We start from the raw sequence: 16,631 nt of genomic DNA, 5'->3' as shown, positions 1-16,631 counted from the left end.
TTGCTCTTGCTCTTGCTCTTGCTCTTGCTCTTGCTCTTGCTCTTGCTCTTGCTCTTGCTCTTGCTCTTGCTCTTGCTCTTGCTCTTGCTCTTGCTTTTGATCTTGATCTTGATCTGGGGCGCCCCGTCAAACACGCTGGCCGAACGCAGGCTTGAATCCGTGGGTAACCCGGCAGGACGCCGGGTTAGCCGCCCCGCGCCATGGATGGCGCGTGGCGGCGGCCCACGGATTCAAGCCGGAGTGAGGGCACACCGAGCCTAAGCGAGGTGCCGAGTGTTGGGGCGAAGGCCTTTTGCTTACTTTTGGGCCTTTCCAAAAGTGAGCCGCTGTAAGAGCGGAACCATAAGTAGCCGTTACCGAAGAAACGGATATGTACACCTACCTACCCGGCCGCAACAACTGCATCTGCTGCCGATAATCATCCGTCACCTGCCGCGCCTGCCCACTACTGGTAATCACCCTGGGCGTAATCAACACAATCAACTCCGTCCGATCCTTGGACTTACTGGTACTCCCAAACAACCAGCGCAACCCTGGGACCTTTCCCAGATACGGTACGGCACTGACACTCTCCCCGTTGTCCTGCTTGATCAACCCTCCCAGCAACACCGTCTGCCCACTCTGCACCGCCACCTGCGTCGACACCGAACGCGTCGAGATACGCGGATTCACCGGCGTATCGCTAGTACCACTCTGACTCTCGGCATCACTGACCTGCTGCTGGATATCCATGTATACCAACCCCCCCGGATTGATCCGCGGCACCACATCCAGGATCACCCCGGTCTGCACATACTCGACACTGCTCAACGTGGTATCGGCGTCCCCGGTGTTGACGGTGGTCTGGCTGATTGGAATGTTGTCCCCCACCTGAATCTGCGCCGGCTGGTTGTTCATCACCACCAGCGACGGCGCCGAGAGCACCTGGGTGCGTCCATTGGTTTCCAGCGCATGCAACGCCACCTGCAGATTCGAACTGACAAATGAGTAGAACAACGAGTCCGTCGCCCCCAGCCCTGCCCCGCCACCGCCCAGCGCACCCTGGCTGCCGGAGGCATTGGCCACCGTGGTGCTGCCGGAATTGCCCGCCAGCCGCCCTAGATACCACTGCACACCCAGGTCCAGTTCACCGGTGAGCTTGACCTCAAGAATCCGTGTCTCGATCTGCACTTGCAGGGGCGGATTGTCGAGACGCTTGATCGCCGCTTCGATCTCTTTCCACTGCGCGGGACGGGTGCGCACCAACAGTTGGTTGCTGCTCTTTTGTGCGGTGATACGGGTGCCGGCTTCCAGGGCGTTGGTGGCGGCGACCGGCTGCTCTTGCGGCTCGGGTTCTTCAGCGGCAGGCGGGTTGTTCTGCAAGTCACCGGTATTGAGTGACGACAGGGTCGTCGTGCGCAGGCCAGGTGCAACCTTGGCCGGCGTGTCGTCCTTGATCGCGCCGGTGCCGTAGATCTGCCGCAGGTACTTGGCCAGGTCGGCGGCCTTCATGTTGCGCACGTCGTAGACGTACATCTGTGGCTCGTTGCCGCCGCCTTCGTCAATGGTGCGGATCCAGTCGCCGACTTCGCTGAGGTACTGGGGCTGGGAAGAAATCGCTACCACCGAGTTGGTCCGTTCAATCGGCAGAAAGCGCAGCATGCCCGCCAGGGGCATGCCGCTGTCCGGGCCGAACAGGCTTTGCAGCTGAGGCATCAACTCGGCCACCGACGCGCGTTGCAGGCCGAACACGCCCACCGACATGCCCTTGAGCCAGTCCACGTCGAAGGTGTCGATGGTGTCCTGGTAGTTGGCCAGCTCATCCGGCGTACCGGCCAGGCTCAGCACATTGCGCGCCGGGTCGACCAGCAGAAACGCATTCTCGCGGGCGAAGGGCTTGAGCAGTTTCTGCATCTCGGTGGCGGAGATGTAGCGCAGCGGAAACAGCCGCGCCGACAAGCCGCTGGAAGGTTGCGCCACGCTCATCTGCGGCACCAGCTTGCCCGCCACCGCCTGGCTGGCCGGCAGGATCACGTAGCGGTCACCCTGCTTGATCATCGCGTTGTCGGTCCAGGACAGCAGGGTTTCGAGAATCGACAAGGCCTGCTGCTTGTCCACCGGCCTGGAGGTGGAAAAGCTGACGTTGCCCTTCACGCCCTGGGCGATGCTGTAGTTTTCGTGCAGCAGGTCGCCCATCACGCTGTTGATCACCGCTTCGATGGGTTGGTCGGCGAAGTTGAACACGATGTCGCCGCCCTCTGCCTTCACACCCGGCGCGGTCGCCGGCGGACGCACGAACTGCCGGTTGCCCCGAATCAACTGGCGCTGCGCGGGGGACTTGACCAAGGGCCGGGCAACTTCCACTGGGGGCGCCTCGCCGGGCGGGCGTTGCGAGCCAGTGCCCTGCATGGCCTCGTGCAGAAGCTCATCATCCGGTTCGAGACGGTCGGGGAAGCTGCCACAGCCGCCCAGGGCAAGGGCGGTGGCCAGGCATAACGTGGAGGTGCGCATGTCGATCAAGGGAGGGGCTCGCGGGGCAAAGTAAGGGGGGGTCGCTTGGACGGTGGCGGCAAGCGCTTGGCGTAGAAGCTCAAGGTCTGGGTGCGACCGTCCAGGCTGAAACGGGCGGATTGCGGAGTGAGGTGTTCCAGGCGCCAGCCGTTGGGCAGGGTCTGGCCCAGGCGCACGGTCAGCAGCGGGCCGTCGACCTGCTTGAGCATGGCCATCTGCAGGTTGCCGGTGATCATGATGCCGCTGAGGGTGAGATGGGCCAGGCTGCTGACCTGTGCCTTGCCCACCACACGATCCGGGCTGCGATCCGGGCTGAACAGCGGCGCTTGCCACGTCGCGGCCAGGTTGTCCAACGGCACACTGGGCAGCCCTTGTACTCGAGGAGCAGGATGGGCGCGCGCAGGCGCTTCGGGCAGCCATTGCGGTTCATCACCGAGGCTGCTGAGGATCACCGCCATCAACACGCCCAGCAACCCCGACAGGCCGAGCAAGCCCCACTCCACGGGACGCAACCGGCTCATCATGGCGTCACCCGCGACGGTTGCAGGTAGCCGCGCACCAGCAGGTGCACCACCAGCTTGCCCGCACCACCATTGGCCGGCGCCTGCTGACTGCGGCGGATGCGCAACTCATCCACAAACAGGAACGGCGGCTGGTACTCCAGCTCATGCAGCAGCGCTTCCAGGGGTTCGATGGCGCAATCGAGTGTCAGGCTGACCTTGACCTGGCGATAAGGCTCGCCATCGTCCTGCTCCGCGGTGATGGGCTTGCGCTGGGTCAGGCTGCACCCGCCGCCGAGGTTGGCGTGGCTATTGATCAGGTCAGCGAGACGCTGCATCAGATCAGCGGCGACCACGTCCGGGTCGTCCCCCGGCAGCAGGCTGGTGCTGCTGGCGGGGTCCTGGCGGGCTTGCTCAAGCTGTTGGCGCAACGCATCGCGTTGGCGCAACACACCGGCATAACGTTGCTGTTGCTCGCGCAGTTGTTCGGCCTGTTCGCCCATGTCACGCAAGGGGCCAGCAAACCAGCTGTCGACCAACAGCCAGTAGGCCGCGCCGACCACCACGGCCAGTAGCAGCAAGGCCGCGCCGCGACGTTCACGGGGTGTGAGGGGTCGGCGCATCGGCGGCCTCCTGGCGTAGGTGGGCACGCAAGGCAAACTGGTCCTTGCCGGTGCGCGCATCGGGCTGGATCACCCCTTCGAACTGGGCGTTTTCCAGGCTGCGGCAGCCCTTGATGCGGGTGATCAGCGCGCTGGCCTTGGCACTCTGGCCGGAGATGGAAATTTCACCATCCTTCACGTCCAGTTGATCCAGCCAGGTGTCGGCGGGCAGGCAGGTGGTCAGGTCGTTGAGCAGCGCCGCCAGTGGCGGTTGCGCCAGTTTGCGCCGGGTGAGGTACTGCGCGGCGCCGCGGGTATTGAGCAGTTGCTGGCGCAGCGCGTGCACCTCGGCGACCTCGGCTTTTTGCCGTTGGACGCTGGCGTGCATCACGTCGATAACGCGCTGGCGGTCGTTGAGCCAGAGCAGCATCGCCGCGATCAGCAACGCCCCGCACAGCCACGGCAGGCTGCGTTGCAGGCCCATGCCGGTGGGCCGCTGCGGGCGCAGTGGCGCGGGCAGCAGATCAACGCCGAGGTCGGCCGCATCCACGCGGTGGGGATGCAGGCCGAGGGTGGCACAGTCGGCAAGCATCCGGTCCAGGCGCTCGCGCAGGATCGCCACCACTGTCACCTCAAGGTGGGTGGGCGTGCGCCGCTCCTGACGCGCCACAAAGTAGAGCTGGTCCGCCTCGAATGGCGTGTAGCGGTCCAGCTCATAACCGACCACGGCACTGAGGTTGCGCGCGGCCGCCAGGGGCAGTTGTACGGTTTGCACCAGCACAGCGTCGGCGCCGAGCATCAGCACCTGGCGCGTGCTGGCTGCTGCAACCGGCGCGCTCAATGGCCAGTGATGGATCTGCTCGGGCGGCTCCTGCCACGCCAGCCATGCAGGTACACAGGCGCGCAACTCCGCGATCCATGCCTGCCAACCCTGTTGCAGCAGGCTGCCGCGCCAGTGTCGGGCGATGGGTTCCAGTCGATTCATTCTTGCCAACGCAACACCCGGTAGGGTTGTGCGCTGTCCTCCGATGGGCTCAATAAAACGGTGACTTGCAGCCGCGCCTGATAACCGCCGGGCCGCTCGGCGCGGCTGTCCACCACCAGCACTTCGCCGGGGTCCACGCCTTCGGCGTCCTGGCGCGGCAGGTTCAGCGCCTTGCGCATCAGCGGGCTGGCGAAGGCGGGATCGGGGCGGTCCAGGTCGCTCCATAAGGTGATTTCGGGCAGCAAGCGGCTGTAGAGGGTTTGCGTCATGCCGGGCAACTGGCGTACTTCTTCCAGCACCCGCAACGGCGCCAGGCCCTGGTTGCGTCGTGCTTCGAGGGCCGTGGCCAGTTGCCTGGCCTGGGCCGGCGTAGCGCCACAGGCCAGGGCCAGGCGCGTGAAGTCCTGGGCATCAGCGTTGATCAGGTAGAGCTTGCCGCGCTCGCTGCGCAGGCTCACGTGCAAGATGGCGTCGTCAAAGCTCAGGGGGATATCGCGGCCATCGGCAACCCAGTGCCGCTCGGCCATGACCAGCGCGATGCCGGCTTCGGCGGCCAATACGGTCTGGGTGTGCTGGCGCAGCCACAGGGCCTGGCGACTTTCCAGCTGTACCCAGCCAGCCAGGCCGCCGAGCAACACGCTGAGCAGCGCCAGTACCCACAGCACCAGCAGCAACGCTGCACCGCGTTGGCGCCTCATTCTTCAACGCTTCCGCTGGACAGGTTCAGGCGCAGGGCAATCACCTGGGTGACCCAGGGCACCGGCCCCTCCACGCTGGCAGCGATACGCACGGCCGAAGGCAAGCGCCTGGGCCAGGGCCATTCACTCACCCAGCCGGTGGGTTGGCCCAGCGGCGACTCACCGCGATAGCTGAACTGCAACGCCTCGATGTTGTTCAGCAGCACCTGGGGTTCACGTTGAGAAAACCCCACCTGCAACGCCTGTTCGACCCGTTGCAGGCTGAACCGATGGATCCCGCCACCGAGCACGCCGGGCAAGGTCGAGACGAACTCCAGGCGCTGCGCCGTGCCGACAAAGAAACCATCGCCCTCGCCCACCGCCAGCGGCAACGCTTCGCTGATCGCCGTGCGCAAGAACTGTTGGGCGGCACGCACTTCATCCAGGTTCACTGTGTATGCCTGGGCCTTGGACACGGCACGATTGGCCCCCAGCAATGCACCGCCGACCAGCACCAGCAACACGCCGAGCAAGCTGAGCACCACAAGGATTTCCAGCAAGGTGAAGCCCTGTTCACGGCGCTTCACAGGCGCGCCTTCAAGGTGCTGAAGCGGGCCTGGTGCGAGCCTTCGCTGAGGACCAGGTCGAGGCGCACAATCCGTGCCTGCTGCCGGGTGCTGGTCAACTGCCAGTGGATGCCGTCGAGTTCGCCCTGACTGACGCCGTTGCTCAAGCGCCCCGCCGCTTCCTGGTCGAAAATCGTCAGCGCTGCGTGGGTCAACCGGTCGCTGTGGGCCACTTGGGACAACGAGCGCGCACTCTGGCCAAACGCAACCAGCAGCACCGTGCTGCACACCGCCATCAGCGTGAGGGCGGCGAGCATTTCCAGCAGGGTGAAACCGGCCTGGCGCTTCATGGCAGCGCCTTGGATTGCACGCTGCCGGTGAGCCAGCCGATATCGATGCGCCAACGCCGGGCGCCACTGGCCACCAGAAGATTGCCGCCGGTGGAGCTGCCGTCGGGGTAGAACTCGACGCCAGGGCCGACCTGTTCGGCGGTGTGCAGCGTGACATGCAACCGCGACGGCCACCGTTGCAACGCACGCCCCGGCGCCTGGAACGTACGGTCGCTCAGATCGAATACGGTACGCGCAGGCTGCCCGCTGACAATCGCCCCCGCCCGCGTGGTACGCAGCGCCTCCACCATCTGCCCCACCGCACGGCGTTCCTGCGCCACCTGCAAGCCCTGGCGCACGCCCAGCCCCAGCACGCTGGCAGCCAGGCTGATCAGCAGGATCACCACCAGCATTTCCAGCAGGGTGAAGCCGCGCTGCAACATGGCGGCCCTACTCCCAATTGCCCAGGTCGGCGCTGTAGCCTTCGCCGCCCGGCTGGCCGTCCTGGCCATAGAAGATCAGGTCGAACGCGCCGTGTTCGCCGGGAAAGCGATAACCGAAGGCGTGCCCGAACGGGTCCTTGAGGTCCGAAGGCTTGGCATAGCCACCGGGCCTGTCCACCAGCTGTTGCAGGCTGGTGGGCGGTGCACCGACGTCGAGGGCGTAGCTGTCGATCTTCATGCTCAGGCTGGCCAACTGGGCCTTGCCCGCACCGTACTTGCCCTTGTCCACATTGCCGCCGACCTGGCGCACGACGATGGTGGCGACGATGCCCAGCAGCACGATCACCGCGAGCATTTCCAACAGGGTGAAACCGCCTTGGCGGCGTGGTTTTCTCATGGGGTCAGCTCCTTTATAGATTGCTGGTCAGGCTCATCAGCGGCAGCATGATCGCCAGCATGATCACCGCCACCAGCACCGCCATGACCACTGTCAGGGACGGCACCAGCGCGGCCAACAGGCGGTCGATGCCGCGCTTGGCTTCGACGTCGAAGATGTCGGCCATCTTGAGCAACATGCCGTCGAGTTCGCCGGCCTGTTCGCCGACTTCAATCATTTGCAGGGCCAGTTCGGGCAACAGCGGCTGGCTGCCGAACGCGCTGGCGAGGGTGCCGCCGCCTTTTACCGATTCCGCCGCACGCCCGACCTGCGCCTGCAACGCGTGGTTGGTGCAGACTTGCCGCGCAATCACCAAGGCCTGCAGCAACGCCACGCCATTGCTCAGCAGCGTGCCGAGGGTGCGTGCCAGACGCGCCGCCTCGACGCGTTGCAGCAACGGGCCGACCACGCGAATACCGAGCAGCCGCCGGTCGCAATGCTCGCGAAACAGCGGATCGCGCAAGCGCGCGGCCCCCAACCAGACGATCACGATCAACCCGGCCAACAGCGCCAGACCATAGGCGCCAAGAAACGTTCCAAGGGCCAGGATCACCTCGGTGATCAGTGGAATCGGCACGCCCAGGTCCTGGAAGATCGGCACGAACTGCGGCACCACATACGCCAGCAGCAACGCCAGGGATCCCAGCACGCCCACCACCAGGAACGCCGGATAGATCAGCGCATTGATCACTTCGCCACGCAGCAGTTGGCTGCGTTCCAGGTAATCACTGAGTTGGCGCAGGGTTGCTTCCAGCGCGCCACCGGCCTCACCGGCGCGCACCATGCTCAGGTACAACGGCGAGAACGCCGCACCCTCTTCCTCCAGCGCGGCGGACAATGGCTTGCCGGCCTTGACGCGGTCGCGCAGGCGCTCGATCAGCGCACGTACCTGGGGTGGGCCGGGCTGCTTGAGTAGCAGGCTCAACGAGCGCTCAAGCGGCTGGCCCGCCCCCAGCAGCGTCGCCAATTGCTGGGTAAAACTCACCAACGCCTGGCCCTTCAACGGCCTGTGTGCCGTGCGCAGGCCAAGGCTGCCGGCCGGTTCGATGTGCAACAGCAGCCACCCGCGCTTGTGCAGCGCCGCCACCGCAGCGGTTTGATCGGTGGCCTCCAACGTACCGTTCTGCGGCGTGCCCTGGCTGTCCAGGGCGCGGTATCTGAACAGGCTCACGCATCCTCTCCACGGGTCACGCGCAGCACTTCTTCCAGCGAAGTAATCCCCGCCAGTGCCTGGCGCAAACCTTCTTCATACAAGGTGCGCAAACCGGCGCGGCGCGCGGCCTGCTCCAGGGTCGAGGCATCGGCGTGGCGCATCAGCAGGCTGCGCAGTTCGTCGTTCATCACCAGCAGTTCGGTGAGGGCGCTGCGGCCGTGATAGGCGCCGCGATAGAGCAGGATCGGGCGTTGTTCGGTGAGGCGATCCAGGCCGTGTTCGGCGATCAGTTCGGGCGGCGCTTCGAAAGCGACACGCGTGGCCGGGTCCAGGCGCCGCACCAGGCGCTGGGCGAGGATGCCGCTGACGGTCGAGGCGATCAGGTAGCTTTCCACGCCCATGTCCAGCAGCCGCGTGATGCTCGCGGCGGCGCTGTTGGTATGCAGGGTGGAAAGCACCAGGTGCCCGGTGAGGGAAGATTGGATGGCGATGCGGCAGGTTTCCAGGTCGCGGATCTCGCCGATCATGATCACGTCCGGGTCCTGGCGCACGATGGAGCGCAACGCCCCGGCGAAGTCCAGGCCGATGGCGGGCTTGACCTGGATCTGGTTGATGCCTTCGAGCTGGTACTCCACCGGGTCTTCCACGGTGATGATCTTGCGCTCGGCGGTGTTGAGCCGCGACAGCGCGGTGTAGAGCGTAGTGGTCTTGCCGGAGCCGGTGGGCCCGGTGACCAGCAGGATGCCGTGGGGCCGTTCCAGCAGGTCGAGGAAGGCGGCCAGGCGCTGGCCGTCGAAGCCCAGGCTGGGAAAGTCGAACTGCACGGTTTGCCGGTCCAGCAGGCGCAGCACCACCGACTCGCCGAAACTGGTGGGCACCGTGGACACCCGCAGGTCCAGTTCCTTGCCCTGGATACGCAACATGATGCGCCCATCCTGCGGCAGCCGGCGCTCGGCGATGTCCAGCCGCGCCATGATCTTCACCCGCGAAATCACCGCCGCCGAGGAACTGGCCGGCGGCGCTTCGGCGTCATGCAGCACACCGTCGATGCGGTAGCGCACCTTGAGCTGGTGTTCGAAGGGTTCGATGTGGATGTCCGAAGCACGTTGCTCCACGGCGCGTTGCAGGATCAGGTTGACCAGGCGGATCACCGGCGCTTCGGAGGCCAGGTCCTTGAGGTGTTCGATATCGTCCTGGGCGCCGCCCTGTTCATCGAGGTTTTCGATCAGCGTGCCCATGGCCGAACGGCCCTGGCCGTAGTAACGCTCGATCAGTGTATCGACCTCAGTGCGCGGACCGATGGCCAGCCACACCGGCACCTGGCATGCATAGGCCAGGGCCTGGAACGGATAACGCAGCGCCGGGTTGGCGGCCAGCACGCGCAGGCCACCCTGGGTCCAGCCCATGGGCGCGACCTGGTAATGGCGCATGAAGCGTTCAGTCAGGGCAGGCAAGGGATCGAGCAACGGCGGCGCGGCGTCCGCCAGCAACAGCGGCGCACCGAGCAACGCCGCCCAGGCGCGGGCCAGTTCGATATCGGAAACCAGGCCCAGGCGGGTCAGCAGGCTTAGCAGGTCATCCGACGGCAAGCGCCGGGCGCGCTCCAGGTCCACCGTTTTCAGCCCAGCATGCTGCATCAGCCACGCACACACCTGGTCGGTGTGCGGGATCTGCATCTGGCAGGCATCGATAGGCGCTGACGACATAAGGTTGAGGTATCTAGTATTGCGAGAAAGTATGGCTATTTGGAACTACTTAAACATGCCATTAGTTAGCCATAACCCAAGCGAGAGCAAGCCGGGGTTATCGACTGGAAGTTATAGCGCTAGTTCCTGAAAGAGGGGAATAAAATAAACACAATGACCAAGAACCCCGTGACAGAGCCTTAGCAGCTAATAGCCACTACTTCGCTAGTTGCAATTAGCCACTTGTGCGCTTTCCCACAATTAAACGGCAGCCCGATAAATTCACAGAACTTACTTCACCTGTGACGCGGAGCACACTCGCACTTTCGAGTGGCCGTTCACCAGGATTATCGAGCGTTGAAATGTGGGAGCGCGCTGACTGGATTGCGTGACTGTTTTTGGGGCTGCTTCGCAGCCCAACGCGGGGCAAGCCCGCTCGCCACAGCAGGCCGGCTACACAGAACAAAAACCGTATCCACAATGCGAAGCGAGTCGCTCTTGATCTTGATCAGGCCTTGGCCCGAGTGCTTTTTTCAACCAGGCACATCGGCGTGCCGGCGACCGGCTCTTGCATCACCTGCACCTGCACCTCAAATACCCGCCGCATCAACTCGGCACTGACCACCTCCGCCGGTGCGCCATCAGCGACCAGTTTGCCGCCGTGCATCACCGCCAGGTGATCGGCATAACGGCAGGCCTGGTTGATGTCATGCAGCACAGTGATCACGGTCTTGCCCTCGGCAGCCAGTTCGCCCATCAGGTCGAGCAGTTCGACCTGATGGCTGATGTCGAGGTAAGTGGTGGGTTCATCCAGCAGCACCACCGGCGCATTCTGCGCCAACACCATCGCCAGCCAGGCACGCTGGCGCTGGCCGCCGGACAGGTCCGCCAGGGCGCGATCAGCCAGCACGTCCAGTTCCAGGCGCTGCATGGCTTGACTCACGTGAGCTTGATCACTGCCGCTCAGGCGTCCCCACAGCGAGTTATGCGGGCTGCGGCCATAGGCAACCAACTGGCGCACGCTGACGCCCTCCGGCACCGGCAACACTTGCGGCAAGAATGCGATGTGCCGGGCCAACTGGCGGGCAGACAGGCTGGCATAGGCCTGGCCATCCAGGGTCAGCTCGCCCTGGGTCGGCTTGAGGATACGCGCGAAGGCCTTGAGCAAGGTGGACTTGCCGCAGCCATTGGGGCCGATCAACGCGGTGACCTTGCCGGCGGGCGGTGCAAAGGACAGACCTTGCACGATACGGGTGGCGCCGTAGCCGATGTCCAGCTCACGTGCCTGGAGAATACTCATGTCATCAACCCCTGAACCGTGCCAGCAACCAAAGAAAATATGGCGCGCCGATCACCGCCGTAAGCACCCCGGCGGGGATTTCGCTGGGCGCGATCAGCGTGCGCCCCAGCGTATCGGCGAGCACCAGCAGCAACGCACCGATCAGCATCGCCGCCGGCAGCAGGTACTGGTGATGCCCGCCCACCAGCCGGCGCGCCATGTGCGGCGCGACCAGGCCGATAAAGCCAATCGGACCGATCACCCCCACGCCCAGGCTGGTGAGCAACACCGCGCAGGCCATCGCCGACCAACGCGTACGGCTCAGCGCGGTGCCCAGGCTGTGAGCCGCCTCATCGCCCAAGGCGATCAGGTTGAGCGGCTTGGCCAGGCACAGGCCCACGGGGATCAATACGAGGAACGGCAACACCAGCGCCACATGGTGCCAGTTGCGGCTCCACAGGCTGCCGGTCAGCGCGAGCAGCGCGGTGTTGATATCCAGGGGATGAGAGAGGATCAGAAACTCGGTGACACTGGACAAGGTCACCGCAATCGCCACCCCGGACAACGCAAAGCGCACCCCGGAAAAACTCACGCCGGTGTTGTACAGCGCCAGCAGCAACGCGCCGCCGGCCCCGCCCAGGCAAGCCACCAGCGGCAGCCAGGCAATCGGCAACTGCGGCCAGCCAATGATCGCCACGGTCAGCGCGAGCCCGGCGCCCTGGGTTACGCCGAGGATCTCCGGCGAGGCCAGCGGATTACGGATCACGCCCTGCACAATCGCCCCGGCCAGGCCGAAGGCCGCACCGGCGAGAATCGCGATCAGGCTGCGCGGCAGGCGGTGGTTCCACACTTCGAAGTCAAGGACGTCGTGGGCCAGCAGGCGTTCGAAAACGGTTTGCGGCGTGAGCCACAGGGTGCCGGCGCTGAGGCTGACAAGGGTTGCCAGCAGCAACAACCCGAGCAGCAGCCACAGGCGCAGTCGTGGTCGGATCATAGAGCACGCCTGGCAAGAAAGAGGAAAAACGGCGCGCCGATCAGCGCGGTGACCACTCCCGCCGGCGTTTCCACCGGGAAGGCCACGGCGCGGCTGAGCAGGTCGGCCCCCAGCACGATCCCCGCGCCCAATGTGGCGCTCAGCGGGATCAGCCAGCGGTAGTCATTGCCCAGGAACTGACGCAGGATATTCGGCGCGATCAGCCCGACAAACCCGATCGGCCCCACCGCACACACGCTGGCGCCCACCAGCAGCAAACTGGCGACAAACACCTGCAGACGCAGGCTGGCGATGCCGACGCCCAGTGAGCGTGCGGCGTCTTCGCCGAGGTTGATCAGGTTCAGGCGCGGCGCGCACCAGAGTGCCCACAGGCCGCCGATCAAGGCGCATGGCCAGAGCACTTGCACCTGCGCAGCGCCGACATTGGCCAGTGAACCGGCCAGCCAGTTGAGCACGCTTTGCGCCTGGGCCTCGACCAGGATCACTGCGAGCCGGGTCAACGCGGCGCACAACGCCGCCACGGCCACGCCAGCCAAAACCAGACGGCCCTGGGCCGTGGTCGGCGACCAGGCACCGCCCAAGCTGAACACGGTGATCCAGGCCAGCGCGCCGCCCAGGCAGGTCATCAACAGCGCACCGCCGGCAAAGGGCGGCGCGACCAGGCCCGTGGAAAACAGGGCCAGTCCCAGCGCGGCGCCCGCCGTCACGCCAAACAGCGACGGCGAGGCCAGGCGGTTGCGCGTAATGCCCTGCATCAGCGCCCCCGCGAGGCCCAGGCAGGCACCGACCAACGCGGCACACACGGCCCGTGGCACACGCAACTGGGCGACGATATAGGCCATGTTGCCGCCGACGCGGCCCTGGTGAACCAGGCCATTCCACGCATCCGTCGCTGTCAGGGTGAATGGCGACCAGCTGTACAGCGACAGCCAGAACAACCCGGCACCTGACAGCAGAATGCCAATGGCGGCGAAACTGCGTTGCACGGTTATTGGCTCAATACGGCTTTGCCGCCCTTGAGAATCGCCAGCGCATCCTCGGCGATCTGCTCCGACGCCAGCACGCCACGGTTGCGCGCCCAGCTGTCGCCATCCACTTCGGCCACATGCTTATTGCGCACGGCGCCGAGCACTTGCCACAAGGGCTGCTTGCTCCAGCTGTCGACGAGGCTGGGGCGACGGTAATGACCGACCAGCAACCAACCCGGGTCGAGGGCCAGCAACTGTTCCAGGCTGACGAACTCGGTGGGCGCGGCGTTGGCGCGTACCGATGGGACTTTCAGGCCGATGGCCTCAAGCACGCTGCCGGCGTAGGAGTCCGGGCCATGCACGGAGAAGCTGTCCTCACGCGCCACACCGAACAACACGCTGGCGCCGGCCGGGATCTGTTGCGCGATGGCCTTGAGGTTTTCACGGTTCTTCTGGATGCGCGCCTCCATCTGCGCGCTCTTGCGGAGGGCCTTGCCAATCAGTTCGGCGGATTTGAGGCTGCCCTGGTAATCCTCGCCACGGGACGGCAACAGCAAGGTCGGCGCGATGCTCGCCAGGTCGCTGTACAGCGCCTGGTGGCGATTGAGGTCGGCCACGATCAGATCGGGCTTGAGCCGGGCGATCTCCTCGATGCTCGGCTGCGAGCGCAGGCCCACCGACTGCCATTGGCCGATGGCCTGGCGTACGCGGGGCAACACGCGGTTGGCATCGCCATCATCGGCGGCGCCGACCGGGGTGACGTCAACGGCGGCCAGGCTGTCGAGAAAGGAGAACTCCAGCACCACCACGCGTTTGGGGGCATCGGGCAGATGCACGGCGTGCTGGCCGTCGTTGAGGTCGATGGGGGCGGCGCTCAGCAGGCTGGACGAGAACGCCAGGACACAGGCGGCCAGGGTGGGGATGGAACGCAGCATTCGCATGACAAGGACCTCGGCGTTAAAACACCCCGGCTAGGCAGGCCGGGGAAAACGGCGGGTACTATTCCATATCGGCGCGGCGTGATCAAAAAACATTCTCATTTATAACCTGCACGGCCCAGTGTCAGAAGTCGACGGTGGCCGACAGCAGGTAGGTGCGCGGCGTCGACAGGGTCAGCCCCGGCTCGCTGTCATCCGATGCACCGGCCGAGCTCCAGTAGCGTTTATCGGCGACGTTCTCCACATTCGCCCGCAGGGTGATGTGCTTGTCATCCACCTTGAACCCATAGCGTGCGCCGACGTCGAGGCGGTTCCAGGCGTCGATTTCCTTGACATTGGACTGGTCCAGGTACTGCGAGCTGGAGTAGATGCCACGGCTGGTCAACGTCAGGCCTTCCAGGCCCGGCACGTCCCATTCGGCGCCGAGGTTGACGTTGTACTTGGGCGTGGCCGGCGCACGGTTGCCGTCCCAGGTGCCATTGGTGGTGTCTTTGAGTTTGCTGTCGATGTACATCACCCCGCCCAGCAGGCGGAAGCCCTTGAGCGGTTCGCCGAACACGCTCAGTTCCACACCGGCATTCTCGCGCTTGCCGTTGGGGCCAAACAGCCGCGTGGTCGCATTGGTTTCATAGGCCGGTTGCTTGATGCGGAACACGGCGGCGGTCACCGCGAAGGCACCGGCATCGTACTTGGCGCCCACTTCCACCTGGCGGCTGATGAACGGCGGGAAGATCTCGTCTTCGTTTCTCGAGGTCGACGGCGCGATCTTGCCCTGGCTCAGGCCCTCCATGTAGTTGGCGTACAGCGACAACTTGTCGGTGGCCTTGAACAGGATGCCGCCCGACGGCGATACCTTTTCTTCGTCATAGGCGGTGTCGCCTTTGATCCCGTCGCTCCAGTCAGTCACCTTGACCCGCTGCCAGCGCGCACCGAGGGTGAGCAACAGGCGGTCGTCGAAAAAACCCAGGGTGTCGGACAAGGCCACGCCGCTGAATTTGTTTTCGGTGTAGACCTTGGGATCGAAGCGCGTCGGCCGTGACGGCGTCGGCGACTGCACCGGATTGTAGAGATTGCTCGACGGCGCCGTATACCGCGCGCCGCCGTTGGTGAAGTCCATGTCGAAGTAGCTGGCGGCCAGGTTGACCTCATGGCTCACCGGCCCGGTATGGAACCAGTTGCGCACGCCAGCGGTGTAGGTGCGCACGTTTTCATCGCGGGTGAAATCCCGCGGCTGCACGCTGAAATCGCCGGCCGCATTGGTCACCGAAACCGCGTGGCGCAGGAAGTCGTGGTTGCTTTTGCGCGCGCCCACGCCACCGTAGAGCATCACGTTGTCACTGAGGTCGTACTCGGCGTTGACCGTACCAAAGGTGTCATTGGTGCGAGCCTTGCTCCACGACTGCGCATAGTTGCGGCGCACGTCGTTGGCACTCGGGACCGGCGCAGCGGCCGCCACCTGCACGCGCTCCTGGGGGGCATCGGTGTCGCGCTCGGTGTGGCCGATATCGGTGGAAAGGCGCAGGCGCTCGCCGCGAAAATCCAGGCCCAGCACGGCCATTTCGCGGTCGACGCTCTGGTGGTCCCAGGCGGTGTCGCCGGATTGCTTCACGCCGTTGAAGCGAATGCCGTACTGGTTGTCCTCGCCAAAGCGTCGGCCAATGTCGACCGCACCGCCAGCCTGGCTGTCGGACGCCCAGTTGCCGGTAAACGAGTTGATGTCCTTGTCGGTGGCGCGCTTGGGCACCACGTTGATCCCGCCGCCCACGCTGCCACGCGGCGAGATGCCGTTGATCAACTGGCTCGGGCCTTTGAGGATGTCGACGCGATCGGCCATTTCCATGTCGATGGTGTACGTCGGCAGCACGCCGTACAAGCCGTTGTAGGCCACGTCACTGTTGAACAGGCTGAACCCGCGAATGGTGAATTGCTCGTAGCGCCCACCGGCCGGGTTGGTGGCGCGCACCGAAGGGTCGGCGGCGATCAGGTCGCCGAGGGTGCGTGCCTGCTGGTTTTTCACCGCCTCCTGGGTGTAGGTGGTGATGCTGAACGGAGTCTCCATGAAATCCCGCGTGCCCAGCATGCCCTGCGCCGTGCGGCGCGCCACCTGGCCACCGGCGTAGGTGTCGCCGTCGTACAGGCCCGTGGTGCCAAGGATCGACGTGGGCGCCAGCTCCAGGCTGCTGCCCTCCGGCACCGGCACCAGCATGTAGGCCTGCTCGCCCATGGCTTGCAGTTGCAGGCCGGAACCTTGCAGCAGGCGGGCAAAGCCCTCCTCCACGCCGTATTCGCCGGACAAGCCAGTGCTGCTGCGCCCGCTGACCAGCGCCGGGTCCACCGACAGGTTGACCCCCGACAGCCCGGCAAAACGCGTCAGCGCCGCGCTCAGGCTGCCCGCCGGCACTTGGTAGCTGCGCCGGGCGGCGGTGTCTTCGGCGTAGCTGACGGCGGCGAAAAACGGGCTGGCGCTGAGGCTCAGCATCAGGCTCAGTTTGAGCAAGGGGCGGACTGCGGGCATTGGCGGAAGCTCTCGATATTGTTCACTTGCCTGGAATGACAGGCGAGGTGAAAAAAAGGGACAGGCTTCAG

Annotated in this window: 16 protein-coding genes; all 16 read right to left on the bottom strand. The window is 65.0% G+C overall.

Going from position 1 to position 16,631, the window contains the following annotated elements; all coding sequences use genetic code 11:
* Positions 1 to 378: 378 nt before the first annotated feature.
* Complete coding sequence (gene gspD / locus BM017_RS27485) at positions 379 to 2,490, bottom strand: type II secretion system secretin GspD (RefSeq protein WP_092250485.1); 2,112 nt, start codon at positions 2,488 to 2,490, stop codon at positions 379 to 381.
* A gap of 5 nt (positions 2,491 to 2,495) precedes the next feature.
* Positions 2,496 to 3,014, bottom strand: coding sequence for a general secretion pathway protein GspN (locus BM017_RS27480; protein WP_092250482.1), 519 nt, complete (start codon positions 3,012 to 3,014; stop codon positions 2,496 to 2,498).
* A complete protein-coding gene (gene gspM / locus BM017_RS27475) occupies positions 3,011 to 3,613 on the bottom strand; it encodes a type II secretion system protein GspM (RefSeq protein WP_092250479.1) in 603 nt (200 codons plus the stop codon). Before gspM ends, BM017_RS27480 begins: the two co-directional genes overlap by 4 nt.
* Positions 3,588 to 4,577, bottom strand: coding sequence for a type II secretion system protein GspL (locus BM017_RS27470; RefSeq protein WP_092250476.1), 990 nt, complete (start codon positions 4,575 to 4,577; stop codon positions 3,588 to 3,590). Before BM017_RS27470 ends, gspM begins: the two co-directional genes overlap by 26 nt.
* Positions 4,574 to 5,275 (bottom strand): general secretion pathway protein GspK, encoded by a 702-nt coding sequence (locus tag BM017_RS27465; protein ID WP_071492157.1) that lies wholly within the window; start codon positions 5,273 to 5,275, stop codon positions 4,574 to 4,576. The genes BM017_RS27470 and BM017_RS27465 overlap by 4 nt, the downstream gene beginning before the upstream one ends.
* The gene (locus tag BM017_RS27460) at positions 5,272 to 5,841 is read right to left on the bottom strand and encodes a prepilin-type N-terminal cleavage/methylation domain-containing protein (protein WP_092250473.1); all 570 of its coding nucleotides are present in this window, start codon (positions 5,839 to 5,841) and stop codon (positions 5,272 to 5,274) included. The genes BM017_RS27465 and BM017_RS27460 overlap by 4 nt, the downstream gene beginning before the upstream one ends.
* The gene (locus BM017_RS27455; RefSeq protein ID WP_058427615.1) at positions 5,838 to 6,170 is read right to left on the bottom strand and encodes a type II secretion system protein; all 333 of its coding nucleotides are present in this window, start codon (positions 6,168 to 6,170) and stop codon (positions 5,838 to 5,840) included. The genes BM017_RS27460 and BM017_RS27455 overlap by 4 nt, the downstream gene beginning before the upstream one ends.
* On the bottom strand, positions 6,167 to 6,592 hold the full coding sequence (locus tag BM017_RS27450) for a GspH/FimT family pseudopilin (protein WP_092250470.1): 426 nt from the start codon (positions 6,590 to 6,592) through the stop codon (positions 6,167 to 6,169). Before BM017_RS27450 ends, BM017_RS27455 begins: the two co-directional genes overlap by 4 nt.
* Positions 6,593 to 6,599: 7 nt before the next feature.
* Positions 6,600 to 6,989, bottom strand: a complete 390-nt coding sequence (locus tag BM017_RS27445) for a type II secretion system protein GspG (RefSeq protein ID WP_010209194.1) — start codon at positions 6,987 to 6,989, stop codon at positions 6,600 to 6,602.
* A gap of 13 nt (positions 6,990 to 7,002) precedes the next feature.
* Positions 7,003 to 8,199, bottom strand: a complete 1,197-nt coding sequence (gene gspF, locus BM017_RS27440) for a type II secretion system inner membrane protein GspF (RefSeq protein WP_092250467.1) — start codon at positions 8,197 to 8,199, stop codon at positions 7,003 to 7,005.
* On the bottom strand, positions 8,196 to 9,857 hold the full coding sequence (gene gspE / locus BM017_RS27435) for a type II secretion system ATPase GspE (RefSeq protein WP_305432721.1): 1,662 nt from the start codon (positions 9,855 to 9,857) through the stop codon (positions 8,196 to 8,198). Before gspE ends, gspF begins: the two co-directional genes overlap by 4 nt.
* A 517-nt stretch (positions 9,858 to 10,374) precedes the next feature.
* Positions 10,375 to 11,166 (bottom strand): Fe(3+) dicitrate ABC transporter ATP-binding protein FecE, encoded by a 792-nt coding sequence (fecE, locus tag BM017_RS27430; RefSeq protein WP_092250461.1) that lies wholly within the window; start codon positions 11,164 to 11,166, stop codon positions 10,375 to 10,377.
* 4 nt (positions 11,167 to 11,170) lie between these two features.
* On the bottom strand, positions 11,171 to 12,139 hold the full coding sequence (locus tag BM017_RS27425) for an iron chelate uptake ABC transporter family permease subunit (protein ID WP_092250458.1): 969 nt from the start codon (positions 12,137 to 12,139) through the stop codon (positions 11,171 to 11,173).
* Positions 12,136 to 13,125, bottom strand: a complete 990-nt coding sequence (fecC, locus tag BM017_RS27420) for an iron-dicitrate ABC transporter permease FecC (protein WP_092250456.1) — start codon at positions 13,123 to 13,125, stop codon at positions 12,136 to 12,138. Before fecC ends, BM017_RS27425 begins: the two co-directional genes overlap by 4 nt.
* 2 nt (positions 13,126 to 13,127) lie before the next feature.
* A complete protein-coding gene (locus BM017_RS27415; RefSeq protein ID WP_371914604.1) occupies positions 13,128 to 14,042 on the bottom strand; it encodes a Fe(3+) dicitrate ABC transporter substrate-binding protein FecB in 915 nt (304 codons plus the stop codon).
* 127 nt (positions 14,043 to 14,169) lie between these two features.
* Positions 14,170 to 16,560 carry a TonB-dependent receptor gene (locus tag BM017_RS27410; RefSeq protein ID WP_092250450.1) on the bottom strand — a complete coding sequence of 797 codons (2,391 nt, stop codon included), beginning with the start codon at positions 16,558 to 16,560 and terminating at the stop codon, positions 14,170 to 14,172.
* Positions 16,561 to 16,631: the final 71 nt, after the last annotated feature.

This window comes from Pseudomonas sp. NFPP04, assembly GCF_900113815.1.
Lineage (GTDB): Bacteria > Pseudomonadota > Gammaproteobacteria > Pseudomonadales > Pseudomonadaceae > Aquipseudomonas > Aquipseudomonas extremorientalis.
The sequence above is the reverse complement of the archived record's forward strand: the minus strand, read 5'-3'. Positions and strand labels throughout refer to the sequence as shown.

Coding starts and splice junctions, on each gene's coding strand:
- gspD (WP_092250485.1), bottom strand. CDS start 2,490: ATGCGCACCTCCACGTTATGCCTGGCCACCGCCCTTGCCCTGGGCGGC.
- BM017_RS27480 (WP_092250482.1), bottom strand. CDS start 3,014: ATGATGAGCCGGTTGCGTCCCGTGGAGTGGGGCTTGCTCGGCCTGTCG.
- gspM (WP_092250479.1), bottom strand. CDS start 3,613: ATGCGCCGACCCCTCACACCCCGTGAACGTCGCGGCGCGGCCTTGCTG.
- BM017_RS27470 (WP_092250476.1), bottom strand. CDS start 4,577: ATGAATCGACTGGAACCCATCGCCCGACACTGGCGCGGCAGCCTGCTG.
- BM017_RS27465 (WP_071492157.1), bottom strand. CDS start 5,275: ATGAGGCGCCAACGCGGTGCAGCGTTGCTGCTGGTGCTGTGGGTACTG.
- BM017_RS27455 (WP_058427615.1), bottom strand. CDS start 6,170: ATGAAGCGCCAGGCCGGTTTCACCCTGCTGGAAATGCTCGCCGCCCTC.
- BM017_RS27450 (WP_092250470.1), bottom strand. CDS start 6,592: ATGTTGCAGCGCGGCTTCACCCTGCTGGAAATGCTGGTGGTGATCCTG.
- BM017_RS27445 (WP_010209194.1), bottom strand. CDS start 6,989: ATGAGAAAACCACGCCGCCAAGGCGGTTTCACCCTGTTGGAAATGCTC.
- gspE (WP_305432721.1), bottom strand. CDS start 9,857: ATGCAGATCCCGCACACCGACCAGGTGTGTGCGTGGCTGATGCAGCAT.
- fecE (WP_092250461.1), bottom strand. CDS start 11,166: ATGAGTATTCTCCAGGCACGTGAGCTGGACATCGGCTACGGCGCCACC.
- BM017_RS27425 (WP_092250458.1), bottom strand. CDS start 12,139: ATGATCCGACCACGACTGCGCCTGTGGCTGCTGCTCGGGTTGTTGCTG.
- BM017_RS27415 (WP_371914604.1), bottom strand. CDS start 14,042: ATGCTGCGTTCCATCCCCACCCTGGCCGCCTGTGTCCTGGCGTTCTCG.
- BM017_RS27410 (WP_092250450.1), bottom strand. CDS start 16,560: ATGCCCGCAGTCCGCCCCTTGCTCAAACTGAGCCTGATGCTGAGCCTC.